Consider the following 20,266-nt stretch of genomic DNA (forward strand, 5'->3'; position numbering starts at 1 on the left):
CGGTCCGGGGCCCTCAAGTCTTGCGCACATTCCACGGCGCGACCACGGGGCGACGCTGCGTCACGGGCAGGGTCGCGCCTCGTGCTCGGCGTGTCCGCCGGGCTCCAGCTGGAATGTGCTGTGCCCGACGGCGAAATGTTCACCGAGGCAGCCCTGCAACTCGTGCAGCATCCGCTCGTGTCCCACCGCGTCCAGCGCCGCCGCGTCGACCACCACATGGGCGGAGAGCACCCGCAGCCCCGAGGTGATGGTCCACACGTGCAGGTCGTGCACGTCCCGGACGCCCTCGACGGCCAGGATGTGGGCCCGTACCTCGGTGATGTCCACATCCCGCGGTGCCGCCTCCAGCAGCACCTCGAGCGTCTCGCGCAGCAGCCGCCAGGCCCGCGGCACGATCATCAGCGCGATCACCAGCGAGGCCAGCGGGTCGGCGCCCGCCCAGCCGGTGGCGAGCACCACCACCGCCGAGACGATCACCGCCACCGAGCCCAGCGCGTCCGCCAGCACCTCCAGGAAGGCCCCCCGGACGTTGAGGCTCTCCCGCTGCCCGGGCATCAGCAGCGCCAGCGACACCGCGTTCGCCGCCAGGCCGATCACACCGAACACCACGGTGAGCGCCCCCTCGGTGCCGGTGGGGGAGACGAACCGGCGCACCGCCTCCACGAGGACGTAACCGCCCACCCCGAACAGCAGCAGGCAGTTCCCCAGGGCGGCCAGGATCTCCGCCCGGGCCAGCCCGTAGGTGCGCTGCGGACTCGGCGGCCGGTTGGCGAAGTGGATCGCCAGCAGCGCCATGGCCAGACCCACCGCGTCCGTCGCCATGTGACCGGCGTCGGCCAGCAGCGCCAGTGAGCCGGCCAGCAGACCGCCGGTGATTTCCAGCGCGGTCACCACCAGCGTGATCGCCAGCGCGCACGCCAGCCGCCACCGGTGCGCGCCCGCCGCGGTGCCGTGGCCGTGGCCAGCGCCCATGGATGCTCCTCCCGCACGTCACCGGTGGGCCCAGTGAACTACGGCGGAGCGCCGGGTCAGCCGCGCCGCGCCTCGGGGTGGCGCAGGCACCACCCGTCCCACGCCGACTCCACCATCGCCCGCACCCCGTGCCGGGCGCTCCAGCCCAGTTCCTTGCCGATCAGCTCGGTGGAGCCGACCACCCGGGCCGGGTCGCCCGCCCGGCGCGGCTCGACCCGGGGCACCAGGCCGGTGCGGCCGGTGACCTCCAGGATCAGCCCGGCCATCTCGCGCACCGAGACGCCCTGGCCGGTGCCGATGTTCACGGTCAGGTCGCCCGAGCCGGCCGGCTCGGCCAGCCGCCGGGCCACCGCCAGGTGCGCCGAGGCCAGGTCCTCGACGTGGATGTAGTCGCGCACACAGGTGCCGTCGGGGGTCGGGTAGTCGTCGCCGAAGATCCGCGGCGGCTCGCCCCCGGTCACCCGCTCGAACATCATCGGGACGATGTTGGACACCCCGGTGTCCGCGAGCTCCGGACGGGCCGCCCCGGCCACGTTGAAGTAGCGCAGGCAGGCGGTGGAGATGCCGTGCGCCGCGCCGGCCGCCCGGACCAGCCACTCGCCGGCCAGTTTGGTCTCCCCGTACGGGTTCACCGGCGCGCAGGTCAGGTCCTCGGTGACCAGGTCCACATCGGGCGTGCCGTACACGGCGGCCGAGGAGGAGAAGAGGAAACGGCCGATTCCGGCCGCCGCCACCGCCTCCAGCAGCACGGTCAGCCCGTGCACGTTCTCCCGGTAGTAGCGCAGCGGCTGCTCGACCGACTCCGCCACCTGCTTGCGGGCCGCCAGGTGCACCACCCCGGTCACGCCCAGGTCGGCGAGGGTGCGGTCGAGCAGCGCGCGGTCCAGGGTGGATCCGGTCACCAGCGGGACCCCGGCCGGCAGCCGCCCGGGCACGCCGGTGGACAGATCGTCGAGCACGGCGACCCGTTCCCCGGCCTCCGCCATGACCCGCACGACATGCGCCCCGATATATCCGGCACCACCAGTGATCAGCCACGTCATGACAGGCACCCTATCCAGCGCGCCGGACGGCGGGCGTTTGTCGGCGGCGGCGGAATCCACCATGATGATCGCGGCAGGCGTGAAACATCGCTCACCCGATCGTGCGGTGAATGTGCGGTGAACGGGCGCTTCCGTGCATCCGATAGCCTCTGCCGACGTGCTGCCGCCCCTCGCGGGCGCAGAGCGCGCGCCGCCCGCTGCCCCGAGAGCCCGGACGGGCGTGGCCGCCCATGCCGGATGCCAAGGAGTGAGTTCGTCTGTCGACCGCCATTCTCACCGGTCCGCCGGTCGTCGGCTCGTCCCTGACGGACGACCTCCGGTCGCTGGGTTTCGACGTGCGCAGCGCGGCCGACGCCGCCGCTGCCGCCACCGAGCTCGCCGGCGTCCCCGCTGGTGAACGGGTTGCGCTGGTCGACTCCCGGTTCCTGGGGCACCGCCACGCGCTGCGCCTGGCGCTGACCGACCCCCGCTTCCCGGCCGCCGCCGTGGACGGTGCGGTCACCGCCGCCCCGGAGGCCCGCGACGAGCTCGCCCGGGCCCTCGCGACCCGGGCCGGCCGGACCGCGGCGGACCCGGCCCGGCTCCCCGCCGGCGCCCCGGGAGCGGCCGGTGCGGCGCCGTCCGAGGCGGACCGCAGCCGGCCGGCAGGTGACGGAAGCAACGATTCCGCCGGGACGCCGGGCGCGTCCGGCGCGGCGCCCGCGGACGACCGGCCGCTGCCCGACACGCTCGCCGCCGATCTGCTCGCGACCGGCGTCGCCGTGCACCGGCCGGAGCTCGGCACGCTGGTGGCCGCCGTCCCGTCCGCCCCGGAGTCGCGGGCCGCCGCCCGGGCCGCGATCGCCGCCGTCGACGAGGAGCAGGTGCGGCTGCGCAGCGCGGTGAAGTCCCGGGACGGGTTCTTCACCACCTTCTGCATCAGCCCCTACTCCCGGTACCTCGCCCGCTGGTGCGCCCGCCGCGGCCTCACCCCCAACCAGGTCACCACCGCCTCGCTGCTCACCGCGCTGATCGCGGCGGGCTGCGCCGCCACCGGCACCCGCACCGGCTTCGTCGCCGCCGGCGTGCTGCTGATCGCCTCCTTCGTCCTGGACTGCACCGACGGCCAGCTGGCCCGCTACTCGCTGCAGTACTCCACCCTGGGCGCCTGGCTGGACGCCACCTTCGACCGGGCCAAGGAGTACGCCTACTACGCGGGCCTGGCACTGGGCGCCGCCAACGCCTCCGGGGACGACGTATGGGCCCTGGCGCTGGGCGCCATGGTCCTGCAGACCTGCCGCCATGTGGTCGATTTCTCGTTCAACGAGGCCAACCACGACGCCACCGGCAACACCAGCCCCACCGCCGCCCTCTCCGACCGCCTGGACAGCGTCGGCTGGACGGTCTGGGTGCGCCGCATGATCGTGCTCCCGATCGGGGAGCGGTGGGCGATGATCGCGGTGCTCACCGCGCTGACCACGCCCCGGATCACCCTGGTGGTGCTGATCGCCGGCTGCGCGGTCGCCGCCTGCTACACCACCGCCGGCCGGGTGCTGCGCTCGGTGACCCGCAAGGCGCGGCGCACCGACCGGGCCGCGCAGGCCCTGGCCGACCTCGCCGACTCCGGCCCGCTGGCCGAGGGCTTCGCCGCCGCGTTCCGCAGGCCCGCCCGCGCCCTGCCCGGCCTCGCCGTCCCGGCGCTGGCCCTGCTCGGCGGGGCGGCCGTGGTCGCGGTGGCGGCCCTCACACCCTTCGGCGGGCCCTGGCCGCTGGTCGCCGCCCTCGGCTACGCGGCGACCTCCGGCCTGGCCGTGGCGCGGCCGCTGAAGGGCCCGCTGGACTGGCTGGTGCCGCCGCTGTTCCGGGCCGCCGAGTACACCACCGTGCTGGTGCTCGCGGCCCGCTCCGAGGTGAACGGAGCCTTGCCCGCGGCTTTCGGGCTGGTGGCGGCCGTCGCCTACCATCACTACGACACGGTGTACCGCATCCGCGGTGGCACCGGCGCGCCGCCGCGCCGGCTGGTGCGGCTGATCGGCGGGCACGAGGGACGGACGCTGGCCGTCACGGTCGCCGCCGCGCTCTGGCACGACCAAGGCTTCACCATCGCGCTGACGGCCCTCGCGGGGGCCCTGGCGCTGGCGGTGCTCATCGAGAGCATCCGCTTCTGGGTGTCCTCCGGAGCACCCGCAGTACACGACGAAACAGGAGAACCCGCATGATCGGCCTCGTGCTGGCCGCCGGCGCCGGACGGCGTCTGCGTCCCTACACCGACACCCTCCCCAAGGCCCTGGTGCCGGTCGGGCCCGAGGGTCAGGAGGACAGCCTCACCGTCCTCGACCTCACCCTCGGCAACTTCGCGGAGGTCGGTCTGACCGAGGTCGCGATCGTCGTCGGCTACCGCAAGGAGGCCGTCTACGAGCGCAAGGCGGCCCTGGAGCAGAAGTACGGCCTCAAGCTCACCCTGATCGACAACGACAAGGCCGAGGAGTGGAACAACGCCTACTCCCTGTGGTGCGCCCGGGACGCCATCCGGCACAGCGTGATCCTGGCCAACGGCGACACCGTGCACCCGGTCTCGGTGGAGAAGACCCTGCTCGCCGCGCGCGGCGAGGGCAAGAAGATCATCCTCGCCCTCGACACCGTCAAGCAGCTCGCCGACGAGGAGATGAAGGTCGTCGTCGACCCGGTGAAGGGTGTGCAGCGCATCACCAAGCTGATGGACCCGGCCGAGGCCACCGGTGAGTACATCGGCGTCACGCTCATCGAGGGCGAGGCCGCCGCGGACCTGGCCGACGCACTGAAGGTGACCTTCGAGCGCGACCCCGACCTGTACTACGAGGACGGCTACCAGGAGCTGGTCAACCGCGGCTTCAAGGTCGACGTCGAGCCGATCGGCGATATCCGGTGGGTCGAGATCGACAACCACGAGGACCTGGCGAAGGGCCGTGAGATCGCGTGCCAGTACTGACCCGGCTCATCCCCTCGCCGGTTGTCGTCGACATCCGGGCCGGGGCCCTGGATGACCTGGCGGGAGTGCTGGCCGACCAGCGCATCTCCGCCTCGGGGAAGCTCGCCATCGCGATCAGCGGCGGCTCCGGGGCGGTGCTGCGCGAGCGGCTCGCCCCGGCGCTGCCCGGCGCCTCCTGGTACGAGGTCGGCGGTGGCACCCTGGACGACGCCATCAAGCTCGCCGACGCCATGAAGTCCGGGCACTACGACGCGGTCGTCGGCCTGGGCGGCGGCAAGATCATCGACTGTGCGAAGTTCGCCGCGGCCCGGATCGGCCTGCCGCTGGTCGCCGTGGCGACGAACCTCTCGCACGACGGTCTGTGCTCGCCGGTCGCCACCCTGGACAACGACGCGGGCCGCGGCTCCTACGGGGTGCCGAACCCGATCGCCGTCGTCATCGACCTCGACGTGATCCGCGAGGCCCCGGTCCGGTTCGTCCGCTCCGGCATCGGCGACGCGCTGTCCAACATCTCCGCCGTCGCCGACTGGGAGCTGGCGCACCGCGAGAAGGGCGAGCAGATCGACGGCCTGGCCGCGGCGATCGCGCGCCAGGCGGGCGAGGCCGTGCTCCGCCACCCCGGCGGCGTCGGCGACGACGGCTTCCTCACCGTGCTGGCCGAGGGCCTGGTCCTCACCGGGATCTCGATGTCGGTCGCGGGCGACAGCCGCCCGGCCTCCGGCGCCTGCCACGAGATCAACCACGCCTTCGACCTGCTGTACCCCAAGCGCGCCGCCAGCCACGGCGAGCAGTGCGGTCTGGGGGCCGCCTTCGCGATGCACCTGCGTGGTGCGCACGAGGACTCCGCGCTGATGGCGGAGGTGCTGCACCGGCACGGCCTGCCCGTGCTGCCCGAGGAGATCGGCTTCACCGCGGACGAGTTCGTCCGGGCGGTGGAGTTCGCGCCGCAGACCCGCCCCGGGCGCTACACGATCCTCGAGCACCTGGACCTGTCCACCGACCAGATCAGGGACGCGTACGCCGACTATGCCAAAGCAGTCAGTCAAGCCATCAGTGGCTGAACTCCGCCCGGTCGTCCACCCTCCGGGTGTGAAGGACCGGCGGAGCGGTGAACACTGGGCCGGCCGGCTCTACATGCGCGAGATCTCGCTGCGCGTCGACCGGCACCTGGTGAACACCCGGGTCACGCCCAACCAGCTGACCTACCTGATGACCGTCGCCGGCGTCCTCGCCGCCCCGGCCCTGCTGGTGCCGGGCATCCCGGGCGCCGTGCTCGGTGTGGTGGCGGTGCAGCTCTACCTGCTGCTCGACTGCGTCGACGGCGAGATCGCCCGCTGGAAGAAGCAGTTCTCGCTCGGCGGGGTCTACCTGGACCGGGTCGGCGCCTACCTGTGCGACGCCGCGGTCCTGGTCGGCTTCGGCCTGCGCGCCGCCGACCTGTGGGGCTCCGGCCGGATCGACTGGCTGTGGGCCTTCCTCGGCACCCTCGCCGCGCTCGGCGCCATCATGATCAAGGCCGAGACCGACCTGGTCGGTGTCGCCCGGCACCAGGGCGGCCTGCCGCCGGTCCAGGAGTCGGCGGCCGAGCCGCGCTCCTCCGGCATGGCCCTGGCCCGCAAGGCCGCCGCGGCCCTGAAGTTCCACCGGCTGATCCTCGGGGTCGAGGCGTCGCTGTTCATCCTCCTCGTCGCGATCATCGACACGGCCCGCGGCGATCTGTTCTTCACCCGGCTGGGAGTGGCCGTACTGGCGGGCATCGCCGTCCTCCAGACGCTCCTGCACCTGGTGTCCATCCTCGCGTCGAGCAGGCTGAAGTGAACCCGGACACGATCAAGGTCGGCGCGGTCGTCCTCACCATGGGCAACCGCCCCGACGAGGTGCGCGCACTGCTGGAGTCGGTCGCCCGGCAGGAGGGCGACTCCATCGAGGTGGTGGTGGTCGGCAACGGCTCGCCGCTGCCCGGCTTCGACGTCCCCGGCATCACCGTGCGGACCGTGGAACTGCCCGAGAACGTGGGCATCCCGGCCGGCCGGAACGTCGGCATCGAGGCGTTCGGGCCCGGCGGCCGCGACGTCGACGTGCTGCTCTTCCTCGACGACGACGGGCTGCTGCCGCGGACCGACACCGCCCGGCTGTGCCGGGAGGCGTTCGCCGCGGACCCGGGCCTGGGCATCGTCACCTTCCGGATCGCCGATCCGGAGACCGGCACCACCCAGCGCCGCCACGTGCCCCGGCTGCGCGCTTCCGACCCGATGCGCTCCTCCCGCGTCACCACCTTCCTCGGGGGTGCGAACGCGGTGCGTACCACGGTCTTCGAGCAGGTGGGCGGGTTGCCGGACGACTTCTTCTACGCACACGAGGAGACCGACCTCGCCTGGCGTGCGCTGGACGCCGGCTGGATGATCGACTACCGGTCGGACATGGTGCTGCACCACCCGGCCACGGCGCCCAGCCGGCACGCGGTCTACCACCGCATGGTCGCCCGGAACCGGGTCTGGCTGGCCCGCCGCAACCTCCCGGCGGTGCTGGTCCCGGTCTATCTCGGCGTGTGGATGCTGCTCACCCTGGCGCGCAAACCCTCCGGTCCGGCGCTGCGCGCCTGGTTCGGCGGCTTCAAGGAAGGCTGGAAGACCCCGTGCGGTCCCCGGCGGCCCATGAAGTGGCGTACGGTATGGCGCCTGACCCGACTGGGCCGACCTCCTGTCATCTGACAAGCTCGGGTCTGAGAGCATCGGGCGCGATCCGGGGCTGCGGCCCCCGGCAGCGCATCCTGAGGACGAAAGTGTCAACTGTGAGCGAGACTACGCACGACGGTGCGGTCGCCATGAGTGCCCCGCCATCGCCGGACGACGGGCTGACCCCTGCCGAGCTGGCGCGCAAGTACGGGCTGGAGGTCAGTGGTGCCCGGGTGGCGCTGGGTGACTACGTCCGGCAGCTGTGGGGCAGGCGCCACTTCATCCTGGCCTTCTCGCAGGCCAAGCTGACCGCGCAGTACAGCCAGGCGAAGCTGGGCCAGCTGTGGCAGGTGGCGACCCCGCTGCTGAACGCCCTGGTGTACTTCCTCATCTTCGGTCTGCTCATGGGCGGCCGGGGCGGCATGAAGAACGACGAGTACATCCCGTTCCTGGTGACGGGTGTGTTCGTGTTCACCTTCACCCAGAGCTCGGTGCTCGCCGGCGTGCGGGCGATCTCCGGGAACCTCGGGCTGGTCCGCGCCCTGCACTTCCCCCGGGCGGCGCTGCCCATCTCCTTCTCGCTCCAGCAGCTCCAGCAGCTGCTGTTCTCGATGATCGTGCTGGTCGTCGTGCTGGTGGGCTTCGGGCACTACCCCGACGCCGCCTGGCTGCTGATCATCCCGGCGCTGGCGCTGCAGTTCGTGTTCAACACCGGCCTGTCCCTGGCCATGGCCCGGCTCGGCAGCAAGACCCCGGACCTGGCGCAGCTGATGCCGTTCATCACCCGTACCTGGCTCTACGCCTCCGGCGTGATGTACAGCATGAAAGAGATGCTGGAGAAGCACAACGCGCCGGCCTGGCTGGACGACCTGCTGCTCGCCAACCCGGCCTCGGTCTACATCGACCTGATGCGCTTCGCCCTCATGGACGACTACCCGGCGTCCAATCTGCCGTCGCACGTCTGGATGCTCGCCCTCGGGTGGGCCGTGGCCGCCGGGATCGGTGGCTTCGTCTACTTCTGGAAGGCAGAGGAGCAGTACGGCCGTGGCTGAGCAGAACGTCGCACAGAACCGGGAGAAGGCCGCGCACGGCGGCCGGATCCCCACCGTCATCGCCGATGACGTGCACATCGTCTACAAGGTCAACGGTGGTGCCCGCGGCCGCGGCAGCGCCACCGCGGCGCTGAACCGGATCATCCGCCGGAAGAACGCGCCGGGGATGCGCGAGGTGCACGCGGTCCGCGGGGTGACCTTCGTGGCGTACCGCGGGGAGTCGATCGGGCTGATCGGGTCCAACGGTTCCGGCAAGTCGACGCTGTTGAAGGCGGTGGCGGGGCTGCTCCCGACGGAGCGCGGCCAGGTCTACACCGACGGCCAGCCGTCGCTGCTGGGCGTGAACGCCGCGCTGATGAACGACCTGACCGGTGAGCGCAACGTGATGCTCGGCGGACTGGCGATGGGGATGTCCCGGGAGCAGATCCGGGAGCGCTACGAGCAGATCGTGGACTTCTCCGGCATCAACGAGAAGGGCGACTTCATCACGCTGCCGATGCGGACGTACTCCTCCGGTATGGCGGCGCGGCTGCGGTTCTCGATCGCGGCGGCGAAGGACCACGACGTGCTGATGATCGACGAGGCGCTGGCCACCGGTGACCGGAAGTTCCAGAAGCGCTCGGAGGCCCGGATCCGCGAGCTGCGCAAGGAGGCGGGCACCGTCTTCCTGGTCAGTCACAACAACAAGTCCATCCGGGACACCTGCGACCGGGTGCTGTGGCTGGAGAAGGGCGAGCTGCTGATGGACGGCCCGACCGACGAGGTCATCAAGGCCTACGAGAAGGAGACCGGCAAGTAGCGCCGCGACTCCGCACGACCTCGCGCGCTCCCCGCGCGAGCCGGGTTCATGTGATCGGGCCCCGCCGGCTGCCGGCGGGGCCCGATCCGTCTTCGGTGCCCGGAGAGCCGGGCCGGCGAAGGGCGGCGCCGGTCCCGCCCGGCGGGGTGTGATGCACTCCACCGGATGCCCGGCTTTCTTCGGGGAATACATTCGCGTTGACCACGTCAACACCGCACGTCAGGCCAGTGGCTTTAAATTTGTGCCCGCTCCGTGAGAAGCGTTCGTAAAATCCTTGACCATCAAGGGTGAGGCCGTCTGATAATCGAGACCGCAACGAGCCTCTTTGGTATGGCGGGCGACATTGACACAAGGGGGAAGTGACGTGTTAACGCCGTTGTCAACAATGGATGTTCAGATGCCCACCTGGGCGAGTCAACTGGACCGGGTACCCCTTCTCTCCGCGCGCGAGGCGCAGACATTCGTGCTGCTGGGCGCGGGTTGGTCCAATCGTAAAATCTCGGTCAGGCTCCAGGTGACCGAGCGTACCGTCAAGGCTCACGTGGCTCGAATCCTGGAAAAGTTGCAGGTCGAGTCGCGTCTCCAGGCGGGGCTGGTCGCACTGAGCTACCAGCATATGTACGAAGGTACAGTGTCCCCGGGGATCAAGGCTGGATAGCGTTGCTGTCACGCCCCCCATATGTGCTTCCTCTCTTTGCGGTTCCCTTGATTTCGCCTGGTCGGAGAAAGGGCGTAGGCAATGACGGACGGCCATGGTCCGTACGATGATCCCGGATTAGCAGGAACGATTTCTCAAAGTGCCTGGCCGGTGCCCGCGGGCAGCACGGCGCGGACCTTGATCGTCTCCGGGTTCACCGTCTCCATGGCCGCCCCGGACGACCCCGTCGTCCACTCCGTCCCGCCGGCGATCGACCCGGACACCAGCCTCTCCGGTCCGGAGCGGAGGGTGAACGGCTGCGCTCACCGCCTCCGTCGGCCGGCCGCCGCGGACGGCCCACCCGGCGCCGCCCGTGCGGCCGTTCCGCGACCGGGCGCTCGGCGCGGTCGACGCGGCCGGTCCGCCGCGGTTCGCGGCCGGGTCCGCACCGGTCTCCGGCCGGTTCCCGGGACCGGCCTCCGGCGCCACCGGGCCGGGCCCGTTCCTCTCGCCGGTCGCCGAAATGCCGATGAACCCCCTCGCGCGGCGCGGCCGGGGAATCGTGTCCGGCGCGGACGCCCCCCTCAGGGAACTCGACGGCGCACTCGGGTTCGCCGTGTTCACCTCGATTCTCACCACTCCGGGGAGCCGCGCGTCGCCCCGGGATTTCCCGGACGGACTCGGCCGGCCGCACGGACCGGCGCGGCCATCCCGGCCGCAGGCTGCCCGGCGGTGCTCACCGCGCCGCACCGCACCACCGCACCGGACCGCGGCCCACGGATTTCCACGACCGCCGGAAAACCCGGCGTCACCAGGAAGGATTCCTACGAGAAGACCCCGACGACGTAGACCGGCACGACATTCCGAGCAGGTGCGAATTTGCTGATCCGACGGACCGCCTGAAAGCGGTTGTCGGGCATGGGGGCTGCGATGTACGACGTCATTGTTGTGGGAGCACGGATCAGCGGGTCGGCGACGGCGCTGGTGCTGGCGGAGAAGGGATACCGGGTCCTGCTGCTGGACCGGGCGAAGTTCCCCGGTGGAAAGGCGGCGGCGACCAACCTCGTGCATCCGCCGGGAATTGCCCGGCTGCAACGCTGGGGACTTCTGGACGCGGTGCGGGAGACCGGCTGCCCGCCCATCCACTCCTACGGCCTGCAGAGCGGACCGGTGGAACTGATGGCCCGGCTACCCGCCGCCGACGGCGTGTCCGAGGCGTACTCGCCCGAGCGCCGCAAGCTCGACGAGATCGTGCTGGCGGGCGCGGTGAAGGCGGGAGCCGAACTCCGCGAGGAGGTGGCGGTACGGGAACTGCTCACCGACGAGACGGGCACCGTCACCGGCATCCGGGCGGAGACCGGCAACCGCACGCCGGTGACCGAGCACGCCCGGCTGGTGGTCGGCGCCGACGGCTCCAACTCCACCGTCGCCCGGCTCGTCGGCGCGGAGAAGTACGACACCGGCCCGGTGCTGAACAAGAGCCACTGGTCCTACTGGTCCGGTCTGCCGCACGACGGGAAGGTCCGCACCTACCGCCACAACCACAAGCACTGCTTCACCTGGCCCACCCACGACGGGCTCACCATCGTCGGCGTCGCGCTGCCGGTGAAGGACTTCAGGGCGTCCGGTGACGAGGAGCGGGACCGGACCGTCATCGCCGCCTTCGAGGAGGTCGACCCGGCCTTCGCGCAGCGGCTGCGGGAGACCCGGCGGGTGGACTCCTGGATGACCGGCGCGGTGCCCAACTTCCTGCGCCGCTCCCACGGTCCGGGCTGGGCGCTGGTCGGCGACGCCGGCTACACCCGGGACCCGATCACCGCCGCCGGCATCACCGACGCGCTGCGCGGCGCCGAACTCCTCGCCGCGGCCGCCGACCGCGCCCTGTCCGGGCGGACCGGCCTGCCCGAAGCGCTCGCCGGCTACGCGAAGGCCCGCGACGCACTGGTCCGCGGCCACTACCGCTACACCCGCGACCACGCGATGATCGCGAACCACAACCGCGAGGAGATCGAGATCATCCGCGCCATGACCCGGAGCCCGGCGCACGGCACCGGCATGGTCGGCATGTTCGCCACCGTCGTCCCGCCCGCGGAGTTCTACTCCGCGGACAACATCCACGCCCTGTTCGACCACGTGTCCCCGGGGCTGGAGCCCGGCTGGAAGATCCGCATGGTGCGCTGGATGGTGCGCGGCGCCCCCCGCCGCATCCGCCCGGTGACCCGGATCGCCGACCGGCTGATCGCCGCCAACCTCGGCAGCATGGGCGAGTACCTCCTCGACAGCCCCGCGCCGCGCGCGGTCTGACCCCGCACCCGCCGCCGCGTCCGCAGCGCACCGCCGCACCCACCCGCCCGATTCCCACACCCCTTCCCCGGAGGTATCGGCATGTCCAGCAACTCCGCCGTCGCTTTCCAGACCGCGTTCCTCTTCCCCGGCCAGGGGGGCTTCGACGGCGCCGCGCTGCGCCGGGCCCGCGGGCTCCACCCGCAGGTGCAGCGGGTGTTCGACCGGCTCGATCCGATCACCGAGGAGCTGTACTCGCGGCGCGTCAGCGACCTGATCTTCGGCCCCGGCGAGGCGGACCTCCGCGACCTGCTGGACACCGCCCCGTGGGCCTCCCAGGTCGCCATCTACGGCGCCGGCCTGGCCGCGTACGAGATCCTCACCGCGCAGGGGGTGCGGCCCGACGTGCTCGCCGGCCACAGTCTCGGTGAGATCACCGCGCTGGTGGCGGCCGGTGCCTTCTCCGTCGAGGACGGGGTGCGCGTCGTCGCCCAGCGCGTCGCGGTGATCGAGCGGCAGAGCGGCATCGACGGACGGATGGTGGCGCTGACCGCGTCCGCCGAACGCACCGCCAAGCTGCTGGACCTGGTCGACGACCCGCTGCTGGCCGTCGCCACCGAGAACCACGACGAGCAGACCGTGGTCAGCGGCCCGGCCGGGGTCCTGGACCGGGTGGTGGCGATCGCCGGGCAACTGGGGCTGAGCGCGATCGAGATCGACACCCCGTTCCCCTTCCACACCCCGGCGCTCGCCCCCGCCGCGCCCGAGTTCGCCGACTACGTCCGCAAGCTGGACCAGCACCCCCTGCAGCGCCCGGTGTACTCGCCGATCCTGCAGCGCTACTACGAGCCCGGCGACGTCCTCGCCGACCTGCTCGCCGAGCACTTCACCCGCCCGGTGCGCTTCGCCGCCGCGGTACGCCACCTGCACCAGGCCGGCGCCACGGTGTTCGTGGAGGCGGGCGGGCGCGGCGCGCTCTCCAAGCTCGTCGGCCGGCTGACCACCGGGTCCGCGGTCCGGGCGCTGCCCACCCTGGCGGTCCTCGGCGGCTCGCTCGCCCTGGACGGGTCGCTCCAGGCGCTCCGCGAGGCGGGTCTCGCCGACGCCGGCCGCGGCAGCCTGGCCGAGCTGCTGGCCCCCAGCGTCCCCGCCGAGGTCTTCGCCGCCTACTGGAGCGAGCGCGGCCACCTGGTGCTGGAGACGATCCGCACCGAACTGGACGCCTTCCGCAAGGAGAGCGCGGGAGCCCCGGAAGCCCCCGCCGAGCCGGCCGCCGCCGAGCCGGCCGCGGAGCCCGCTGCCGAGCCCGCCGCGGCCGGGCAGGGCCCCGCGCCCGCCGCGTCCGATGCGCCGGACCACGACCGCGGCACGCTCTTCGCCGAACTGCGCACCCTGTACGCCGAGGCGCTGGAGTACCCCGAGGACGTCTTCGAGGACGAGGTGCAGCTCGAGGCCGAGCTGGGCGTCGACTCGGTGAAGCAGGTCGAGCTGCTCTCCCGGGTGTCCAGCCGCTACGGACTGCCGCCCCGCGACTCCGGGTTCCGGCTCGCCGAGTACAACACCATGGGCCGGATCACCGACTTCGTGCTCGCCCAGCTGAACGACCCGAGCGCCCGCGGGTCCGTCACCGCCGCCCGCTGACGGACCGAACCAGCCTCGCTGCAGAAGGAGTAGGCGTTCCATGAGTGACCTCACGGGGAAGGTGGCGCTGGTCACCGGTGGGTCGAAGGGGATCGGCAAGGCGATCGCCGGCGAACTGGCCGCACGCGGCGCACACATCGTCCTGAACTACTTCCACTCCCACGAACAGGCGAAGCGGACCCGGGACGAGCTGGTGGCGGCCGGGGCCACGGTCGACCTGGCGCGGGCCTCGGTGGCCCGGCAGGACCAGGTCGACCGGATGTTCGCCGAGATCGGCGACCGGCACGGCCGGCTGGACATCCTGGTCAACAGCGCCGCCAACGGCGCGCTGCTGCCGCTGGACGACGTCACCGACGAGCACATCGCCAAGGCCGTCGACACCAACTACAAGGGCGGACTGCGGTGCGCCCGCGCCGCGGCACCGCTGATGGCCCGGAACGGCGGCGGCGCCATCGTCACCGTCTCGGCACTGGGCGGCTCGCAGTTCGTGATGGCCAACTACGCCGCCTGCGGACCGGCGAAGGCCGCCGCCGAGGCGGCGACCCGCTACCTCGCGGTGGAGTTCGCGCCGCTGGGCATCCGGGTCAACACCGCCTCCGCCGCCATGCTCAGCAGCGAGGTCGCGGACAAGTTCCCGCGCGCCCGCGAGATGCAGGAGGTGATCGCCCGGGCCACCCCGTTCAAGCGGCTCGGCACGCCCGAGGAGTTCGCCCGGGTGGTGGCCTTCCTGGCGTCCGAGGAGTCCGGGTGGATCACCGGGCAGGTGGTGCTCGCGGACGGCGGCCTGTCGCTGGGTGCCGCGCTGCTCTCCCCGCCGGACCTCCCGACCGCGGAACCGGAACCGACCGCGGAACCGGAACCGACCGCGGAACCGACCGCGGAACCGGCCGCGGAACCGGCCGCCGGGCCTGCTCGGCCCCACCCCGGCGCGGCGGACCGGCCCGGGCTCCCGGCCGCCGCCGGATCCGCCCCGGACGCGCGCCCGGTGCCGCCGCCCCGCGCCGCCGTGCCGAGCGAGCCGGCTCCCGCCCCGGCCCCGGCCCCGCCGGCTCCCGCCCCGGACCGGCCCGTGCCCGCCGGGTCCACCGCGGTGCCGCCCCGACCGCCCGCGGCCGCCGCGAGCCCGGCGGCGTCCGTACCGCCCGTGGCCGCCGACGACGCGGTGGACGCCGAGGACGACGCGATCGCCGTGGTCGGCATGGGCCTCGCCGTCGCCGGGGCCAACAGCCCCGACGAGTACTGGAAGCTCCGCACCACCGGCGACGAGCTGTTCGTGAAGGTGCCCGCGGACCGCTGGGCGCACCGCAACTTCCACTCCGCCGACACCTCGGCCGAGGACAAGGCGTACGCCGAGAACTGCGTCTTCATCACCGACTTCGTGCCCGTCCCCGGCTCGGTGGACAGCATGGGCCCGGGCACCGCCGCGGACGGCGCCGAGGACCACGAGCTGACCACGATGTGGCTGCGGCACAGCCTGGTGCAGGCGCTGGAGGGGGTCCGCCACACCGACGCCGACCGCTGCTCGTTCGTGGTCGGCTACACCCCGGACGGTAGCCAGCACCTGGAGGAAGCCGGTGTGCTGGACAGCGTGACCCGGATGACCGGCGACATCGTGGACACCCTGGCACTGCCCGAGCAGGCGCGCCGGGACCTGCGCGACGACATCGACGGCGCGCTGTCCCGCAGGTACTGGCGGGCCGCGCGCGGCGGCTCGCGGTTCCTGCCGCACCGGGTCGGCGAGCTGGCGATGCGGGGGCTGCTGCCGCCCGCCACCGAACTGCACATGGTCGACACCGCCTGCTCCTCCTCGCTCTACGCGATCGACATCGCGGCCAAGGGCCTGCTGATGGGCAAGCAGGACATCGCGGTCTGCGGCGGCGCGTTCGCCCTCGCCCCGCGCGGCACCGTGCTGTTCTCCAAGCTCCAGGGGCTGTCCAAGCGCGGCCGGGTGCACGCCCTGGACGAGGACGCGGACGGCGTGATCTTCGCCGACGGCGCGGCGCTGGTGGTCCTGAAGCGGCTCAGCCGCGCCCGGGCGGACGGCGACACGGTGCTCGGTGTGCTGCGCGCCTTCGGCTCCTCCTCCGACGGCAAGGGCAAGGCGATCTACGCGCCGAACGCCGCGGGCCAGTCGCTGGCGGTGCAGCGGGCCCTGGAGGCGGGCGCGGTCGGGGCCGACGCGGTGCAGTGGGTCAACGCCCACGCGACCGGCACCCCGGCCGGTGACCTGGCGGAGTTCACCACGCTGCGCGAGTTCTACGGCACCGGGGGACCGGCGACCGTCACCTCCAACAAGTCGCTGATCGGACACACCGGCTGGGCGGCCGGCGTGGTGTCGCTCATCGAGAACCTGCTGGGCCTGTCGGAGAGCACCATCCCCGGCCAGTTCCGGTTCAGCAAGCCCCGGGAGGACTTCCGGCTGTCGGAGACCGGGCTGCGGATCACCCCCGAGGCGCAGCCCTGGTCGGCGCGGCAGCACGATCCCCGGCTGGCCGCCGTCTCCGGCTTCGGTTTCGGCGGTACCAACGCCCACCTGATCGTCGCCGAGCACCGGCCCGCGGCCGCCCCGGCCGCCGTCGCGCCGCGGCCCGCCAAGGTCCCCGACACCGGGCACCGGATCGCCGTCGTGGGCTGGGCGGCGCACCTGCCCGGCCTGGACGGCCGGGAGGCGGTGGAGCGCTGGCTGGACGGCGGCGCCCGGCCGCGGGACAGCTTCGGCGAGGACTATCCGGCCCCGCCGTTCAACAAGGTGCGGCTGCCTCCGAAGACGATCCGCGCCCTGGACCGCTGCCAGCTGATGATCCTGGAGTGCGCGCACCAGCTGCGCGACCAGATGCCCGGCTTCTGGGCCGAACAGGCCCTGACCACCGGCGTGTTCGTCGGCCACATGGGCCCGACCCGGGCGGCCATGCTGTACGCCAACCGCTGCTACCTCGACGACATCGGGCAGGCGCTCGCCGAGATCGGCTCGGACGCCGTACCGCAGGTGCTCGACCGGCTGCGCGAGCGGGTGCGCGGCCTGATCCCGGAGTCCAACGAGGACTCCTTCCCCGGTCAGATGCCCAACATCATCTCGGCCCGGGTGGCGAACTACTTCGACCTGCACGGCCCGAACATGACGATGGACTCCGGGTTCGCCTCGGCGCTGTCCTCGATCACCTCGGCCGGCCGCTACCTGCGCACCGGCGAGCTGGACTTCGCCCTGGCCGGCGGCATCAACGGCAACAGCCTGCCGGAGTACCGCACCCTCATCGGCGACCTCCTGCCGCCGGAGGCGACCGAACTCGCCGAAGGGGCCTTCCTGTTCGCCCTCACCACCGAGGAACGCGCCCGGCGGGCCGGTCTGGAGGTGCTGGCGTACGTCGACGAACCGCTCGGCGACCGGCAGGAGGAGGCCGGCCCGGCCGGCACCGTGCTGTGCGGCGCCCCCGACCCGGACAACGCCCGCTACCTCGGGGCGGCCGGCGGGCTGGCGGTGCTGAAGGCGCTGCGCGGCGCCCCGGGGACCGTGGTGGTGTCCACCGACGTCACCGAGACCGCCGAGGGCGCCCGGCTGCGGCTGACCATCCCCGGCCCCGGGCGGGACACCGCCGGCACGGCGGCGGAACCGGCCGCGCTGCCGGGCCGGTTCGCCACCGACGGCGTACGGGAGGACGGCACGCCGCTGCGGGTCCGCCGCCGGGTGCCGGTCCTCACCGACACCCCGGCCCGGGACGTCCGGGCGCGCACCCCGTTCCTGCCGGACGGCGCGCTGGTCCTCACCGACGCCCCGGAACTGCTCGCCGAGGCCGTCGGGGACCGCACCGGGCTGACCGTGCTGTCGACCACGGCACCCGCCCGGCCCCGGCCCGGCTGGCACCACCTGCCGGAGGTCACCCCGGAGACGGTCGCCGCCCGGCTCGCCGAGGCCGGGCCCGCGGTCCGGCAGCTGCGGGTGTTCGCCGACCTCGGCCGGTCCGCGCCGGCCGCGGCCGGCCCGAGCGCGCCGGTGCCGTCCCTCACCGCCCTCCACGACGCCACCTACCTGGTGCTCCAGCAGGCGTACGACGACCTCGGCGACACCGGCTCCTCGTTCGTGGTGCTGCTGCTGGGCGCCGTCGACGGCGGCGTCCCGCACCCGTACACCGGGCTGTTCTCCGGACTGCTGAAGACCGCGCACCTGGAGCGCGCCGAGGCCCTGGGCTACGGGCTGTTCACCTCCCTCACCGACCCGGCGCGGGCGATCGCGCGGGCCGAGGAGGAGAGCGCCGCGGAACGCACCTTCCCGGTGGTCTTCGACGTGGACGGGAAGCGGCGGACCCACCGGCTCGGCCACGAACCCAACGACCTGTCCGCCGGCGCGCCGGCCGTCCTCGGCCGGGACTCCGTGGTGGTGGTGGCGGGCGGCGCCCGCGGCATCACCGCCGAGGTGGTCAAGGCGGTCGCCGAGCACTTCCGGCCCCGGATCTACGTCTTCGGCAGCAACACCCTCGACGAGCACCCGCCGGAGACCTTCACCGGCAGCGACGAGGAGTTCGCCGCCCGCCGCTCCGGATTCATCAGGAGCGAGCTGGCCAAGCGGGACGGCCGGACCGTCGCCGACATCAACCGCGCCTTCGACCGCCTGGTCAACGCCCGGTGGGCCCGGCGGAACCTGGCGGAGATGGCCGCCCACAGCGGTCCGGACCGGGTCACCTACCTGGCCTGCGACATGCGGGACGGCGACGCCGTGGACGCCGCGATCGGCCGCGTCCTGCGCGAGCAGGGCCGCATCGACCTGCTGGTCAACGCGGCCGGGCTGCAGCGCTCCGGGCTGATCAAGGACAAGAGCTTCGCGGAGTTCACCTCCATCCGGGACCTGAAGGTGGACGCCTACCGGAACCTCAAGCACGCGCTGCGCGCCGCGCCGCCGCGGCTGTGGTGCAACTTCGGTTCGCTGCTGGGCTACTTCGGCCAGCTCGGGGAGGCCGACTACGCCGCCGCCAACGACTTCCTGGCCGCCGCCGCGGTCCACCAGTCGGCGACCACCGGCACCGAGGAGTTCACCATCGGGTGGACGCTGTGGGAAGGCGTCGGCATGGGCGCCGACGAACTCACCAAGGCGTACTACGAGCGGGCCGGCTCCTACAGCAACATGGCCATCGCGGAGGGGGTCCACCACTTCGTGCAGGAGCTGCACGCCCCGGTCCGGCGCCCCTCCGTGGTGCACCTGGGCGAGGCGGAAGAGGCCACCGTGGAGCGCTTCTACCCCGGCTACCTGGCCGGTGCCGCCGCTGCCGCCCCCGGCCACGGCTTCTACCTGCGCCGCCTGGTCGAACAGGACGCGGAGTCGGTGCTCTTCGAGTGCCCCTTCGACCTGACCACCGACGGCTACCTCAGCCACCACACGGTGCGCGGCGAGGCCACCCTGCCCGGCACCTTCGTCACCGAACTGGCCGCCGAGGCCGCCCGGTACCTGGTGCCGGGGAAGAAGGTGGTCGCCTTCGAGGACCTGCGCTTCGAGCACTTCCTGCGGGTCTACCGGGACGTGCCGTCCGGGCCCCGGCGGATCCGCGCCGAACTGGCCGAACCGGTGGGCGACACCACCGTCGTGCAGGTCCGGATCACCGAGGACGTGGTCGCGCCCGGCGGCCGGGTGCTGATCAAGGACCGGGTGCACTTCCTGGCCCGGGTGCTGCTCGCCGACGCCTTCCCGCAGGCGCCGCGCTGGGAGGCGTGGGAGAGCGGTGCCGAGACCCCGGTCCCCGACCCGTACCACCAGCCCGGCGCCCCGGTGAAGCTCACCGGACCGTTCGTCTCCACCACCGACACCCGTATCCACCCCAAGGGCAAACGGGCCCGGTACGCCCCGGACATCCCGGCCGGGGACCCGGTGTGGCAGCGGTTCACGGTACCGAGCATCCTGCTCGACGGGCTCGCCCGGGTAGGGGTGCTGGACCTGGTCGACGGGCACCTGGTCCCGGTGGCCGCGCCGCTGTCGATCCGCCGGATCGAGCTGTACGAGGAGACCAGCGACCACGCCCTGGCCGCCGCCGGCGACGTGATCGACCTGTACGCCACCCCGCCCGGCTTCGACCTCGCCGCCGACCAGGTCAGCAACCGCTTCGTGGCCGCCCGGCCGGACGGCCGGATGCTGCTGCAGATGAAGGACCTGCGGGCCACCCAGATCGGCTACGTCGACGCCCGGACCGGTGAGGCCGTCGCCCTCGAGCGGGAGGCGGCGGACCGATGACAGGAC

General features: G+C 72.8%; 14 protein-coding genes. 11 read left to right on the plus strand and 3 right to left on the minus strand.

Going from position 1 to position 20,266, the window contains the following annotated elements; translation table 11 throughout:
- Positions 1–60 precede the first annotated feature (60 nt).
- Together ACH4B3_RS08610 and galE are read right to left on the minus strand one after the other, a co-directional pair.
- Complete coding sequence (locus ACH4B3_RS08610; protein WP_398462006.1) at positions 61–972, minus strand: cation diffusion facilitator family transporter; 912 nt, start codon at positions 970–972, stop codon at positions 61–63.
- Positions 973–1,028: 56 nt separating this feature from the next.
- Positions 1,029–2,015: a UDP-glucose 4-epimerase GalE gene (gene galE / locus ACH4B3_RS08615; RefSeq protein WP_398462007.1), complete on the minus strand. Its 987-nt coding sequence runs from the start codon at positions 2,013–2,015 to the stop codon at positions 1,029–1,031.
- Positions 2,016–2,272: 257 nt separating this feature from the next.
- Between galE and ACH4B3_RS08620 the strand changes: the two genes are divergently transcribed.
- The 8 genes from ACH4B3_RS08620 (at position 2,273) to ACH4B3_RS08655 (ending at position 10,146) form a co-directional block, all read left to right on the plus strand.
- On the plus strand, positions 2,273–4,213 hold the full coding sequence (locus ACH4B3_RS08620; RefSeq protein ID WP_398462329.1) for a DUF5941 domain-containing protein: 1,941 nt from the start codon (positions 2,273–2,275) through the stop codon (positions 4,211–4,213).
- Positions 4,210–4,962, plus strand: coding sequence for a sugar phosphate nucleotidyltransferase (locus tag ACH4B3_RS08625; protein WP_398462008.1), 753 nt, complete (start codon positions 4,210–4,212; stop codon positions 4,960–4,962). The genes ACH4B3_RS08620 and ACH4B3_RS08625 overlap by 4 nt, the downstream gene beginning before the upstream one ends.
- Positions 4,950–6,023 carry an iron-containing alcohol dehydrogenase family protein gene (locus tag ACH4B3_RS08630; protein WP_398462009.1) on the plus strand — a complete coding sequence of 358 codons (1,074 nt, stop codon included), beginning with the start codon at positions 4,950–4,952 and terminating at the stop codon, positions 6,021–6,023. Before ACH4B3_RS08625 ends, ACH4B3_RS08630 begins: the two co-directional genes overlap by 13 nt.
- Positions 5,989–6,780 (plus strand): CDP-alcohol phosphatidyltransferase family protein, encoded by a 792-nt coding sequence (locus ACH4B3_RS08635; protein ID WP_398462010.1) that lies wholly within the window; start codon positions 5,989–5,991, stop codon positions 6,778–6,780. Before ACH4B3_RS08630 ends, ACH4B3_RS08635 begins: the two co-directional genes overlap by 35 nt.
- Positions 6,781–6,818: 38 nt before the next feature.
- Positions 6,819–7,673 carry a glycosyltransferase family 2 protein gene (locus tag ACH4B3_RS08640; protein ID WP_398462330.1) on the plus strand — a complete coding sequence of 285 codons (855 nt, stop codon included), beginning with the start codon at positions 6,819–6,821 and terminating at the stop codon, positions 7,671–7,673.
- Positions 7,674–7,753: 80 nt separating this feature from the next.
- On the plus strand, positions 7,754–8,689 hold the full coding sequence (locus ACH4B3_RS08645; RefSeq protein WP_398462011.1) for an ABC transporter permease: 936 nt from the start codon (positions 7,754–7,756) through the stop codon (positions 8,687–8,689).
- A complete protein-coding gene (locus tag ACH4B3_RS08650) occupies positions 8,682–9,488 on the plus strand; it encodes an ABC transporter ATP-binding protein (RefSeq protein ID WP_398462012.1) in 807 nt (268 codons plus the stop codon). The genes ACH4B3_RS08645 and ACH4B3_RS08650 overlap by 8 nt, the downstream gene beginning before the upstream one ends.
- A 397-nt stretch (positions 9,489–9,885) precedes the next feature.
- A complete protein-coding gene (locus tag ACH4B3_RS08655; protein ID WP_398462013.1) occupies positions 9,886–10,146 on the plus strand; it encodes a response regulator transcription factor in 261 nt (86 codons plus the stop codon).
- 134 nt (positions 10,147–10,280) lie between these two features.
- Here ACH4B3_RS08655 and ACH4B3_RS08660 read toward each other — a convergent pair whose 3' ends face one another.
- The gene (locus ACH4B3_RS08660; protein ID WP_398462014.1) at positions 10,281–10,409 is read right to left on the minus strand and encodes a hypothetical protein; all 129 of its coding nucleotides are present in this window, start codon (positions 10,407–10,409) and stop codon (positions 10,281–10,283) included.
- A gap of 634 nt (positions 10,410–11,043) precedes the next feature.
- Here ACH4B3_RS08660 and ACH4B3_RS08665 point away from each other — a divergent pair.
- From ACH4B3_RS08665 to ACH4B3_RS08675, 3 genes are all read left to right on the plus strand, one after another.
- The gene (locus tag ACH4B3_RS08665; RefSeq protein WP_398462015.1) at positions 11,044–12,429 is read left to right on the plus strand and encodes an NAD(P)/FAD-dependent oxidoreductase; all 1,386 of its coding nucleotides are present in this window, start codon (positions 11,044–11,046) and stop codon (positions 12,427–12,429) included.
- A gap of 81 nt (positions 12,430–12,510) precedes the next feature.
- Positions 12,511–14,049, plus strand: a complete 1,539-nt coding sequence (locus ACH4B3_RS08670) for an acyltransferase domain-containing protein (RefSeq protein WP_398462016.1) — start codon at positions 12,511–12,513, stop codon at positions 14,047–14,049.
- A 40-nt stretch (positions 14,050–14,089) separates the two neighbouring features.
- The gene (locus tag ACH4B3_RS08675; RefSeq protein WP_398462017.1) at positions 14,090–20,260 is read left to right on the plus strand and encodes an SDR family oxidoreductase; all 6,171 of its coding nucleotides are present in this window, start codon (positions 14,090–14,092) and stop codon (positions 20,258–20,260) included.
- Positions 20,261–20,266: the final 6 nt, after the last annotated feature.

The organism is Streptomyces sp. NPDC018031 (genome assembly GCF_044327625.1).
Classification (GTDB): domain Bacteria; phylum Actinomycetota; class Actinomycetes; order Streptomycetales; family Streptomycetaceae; genus Streptomyces.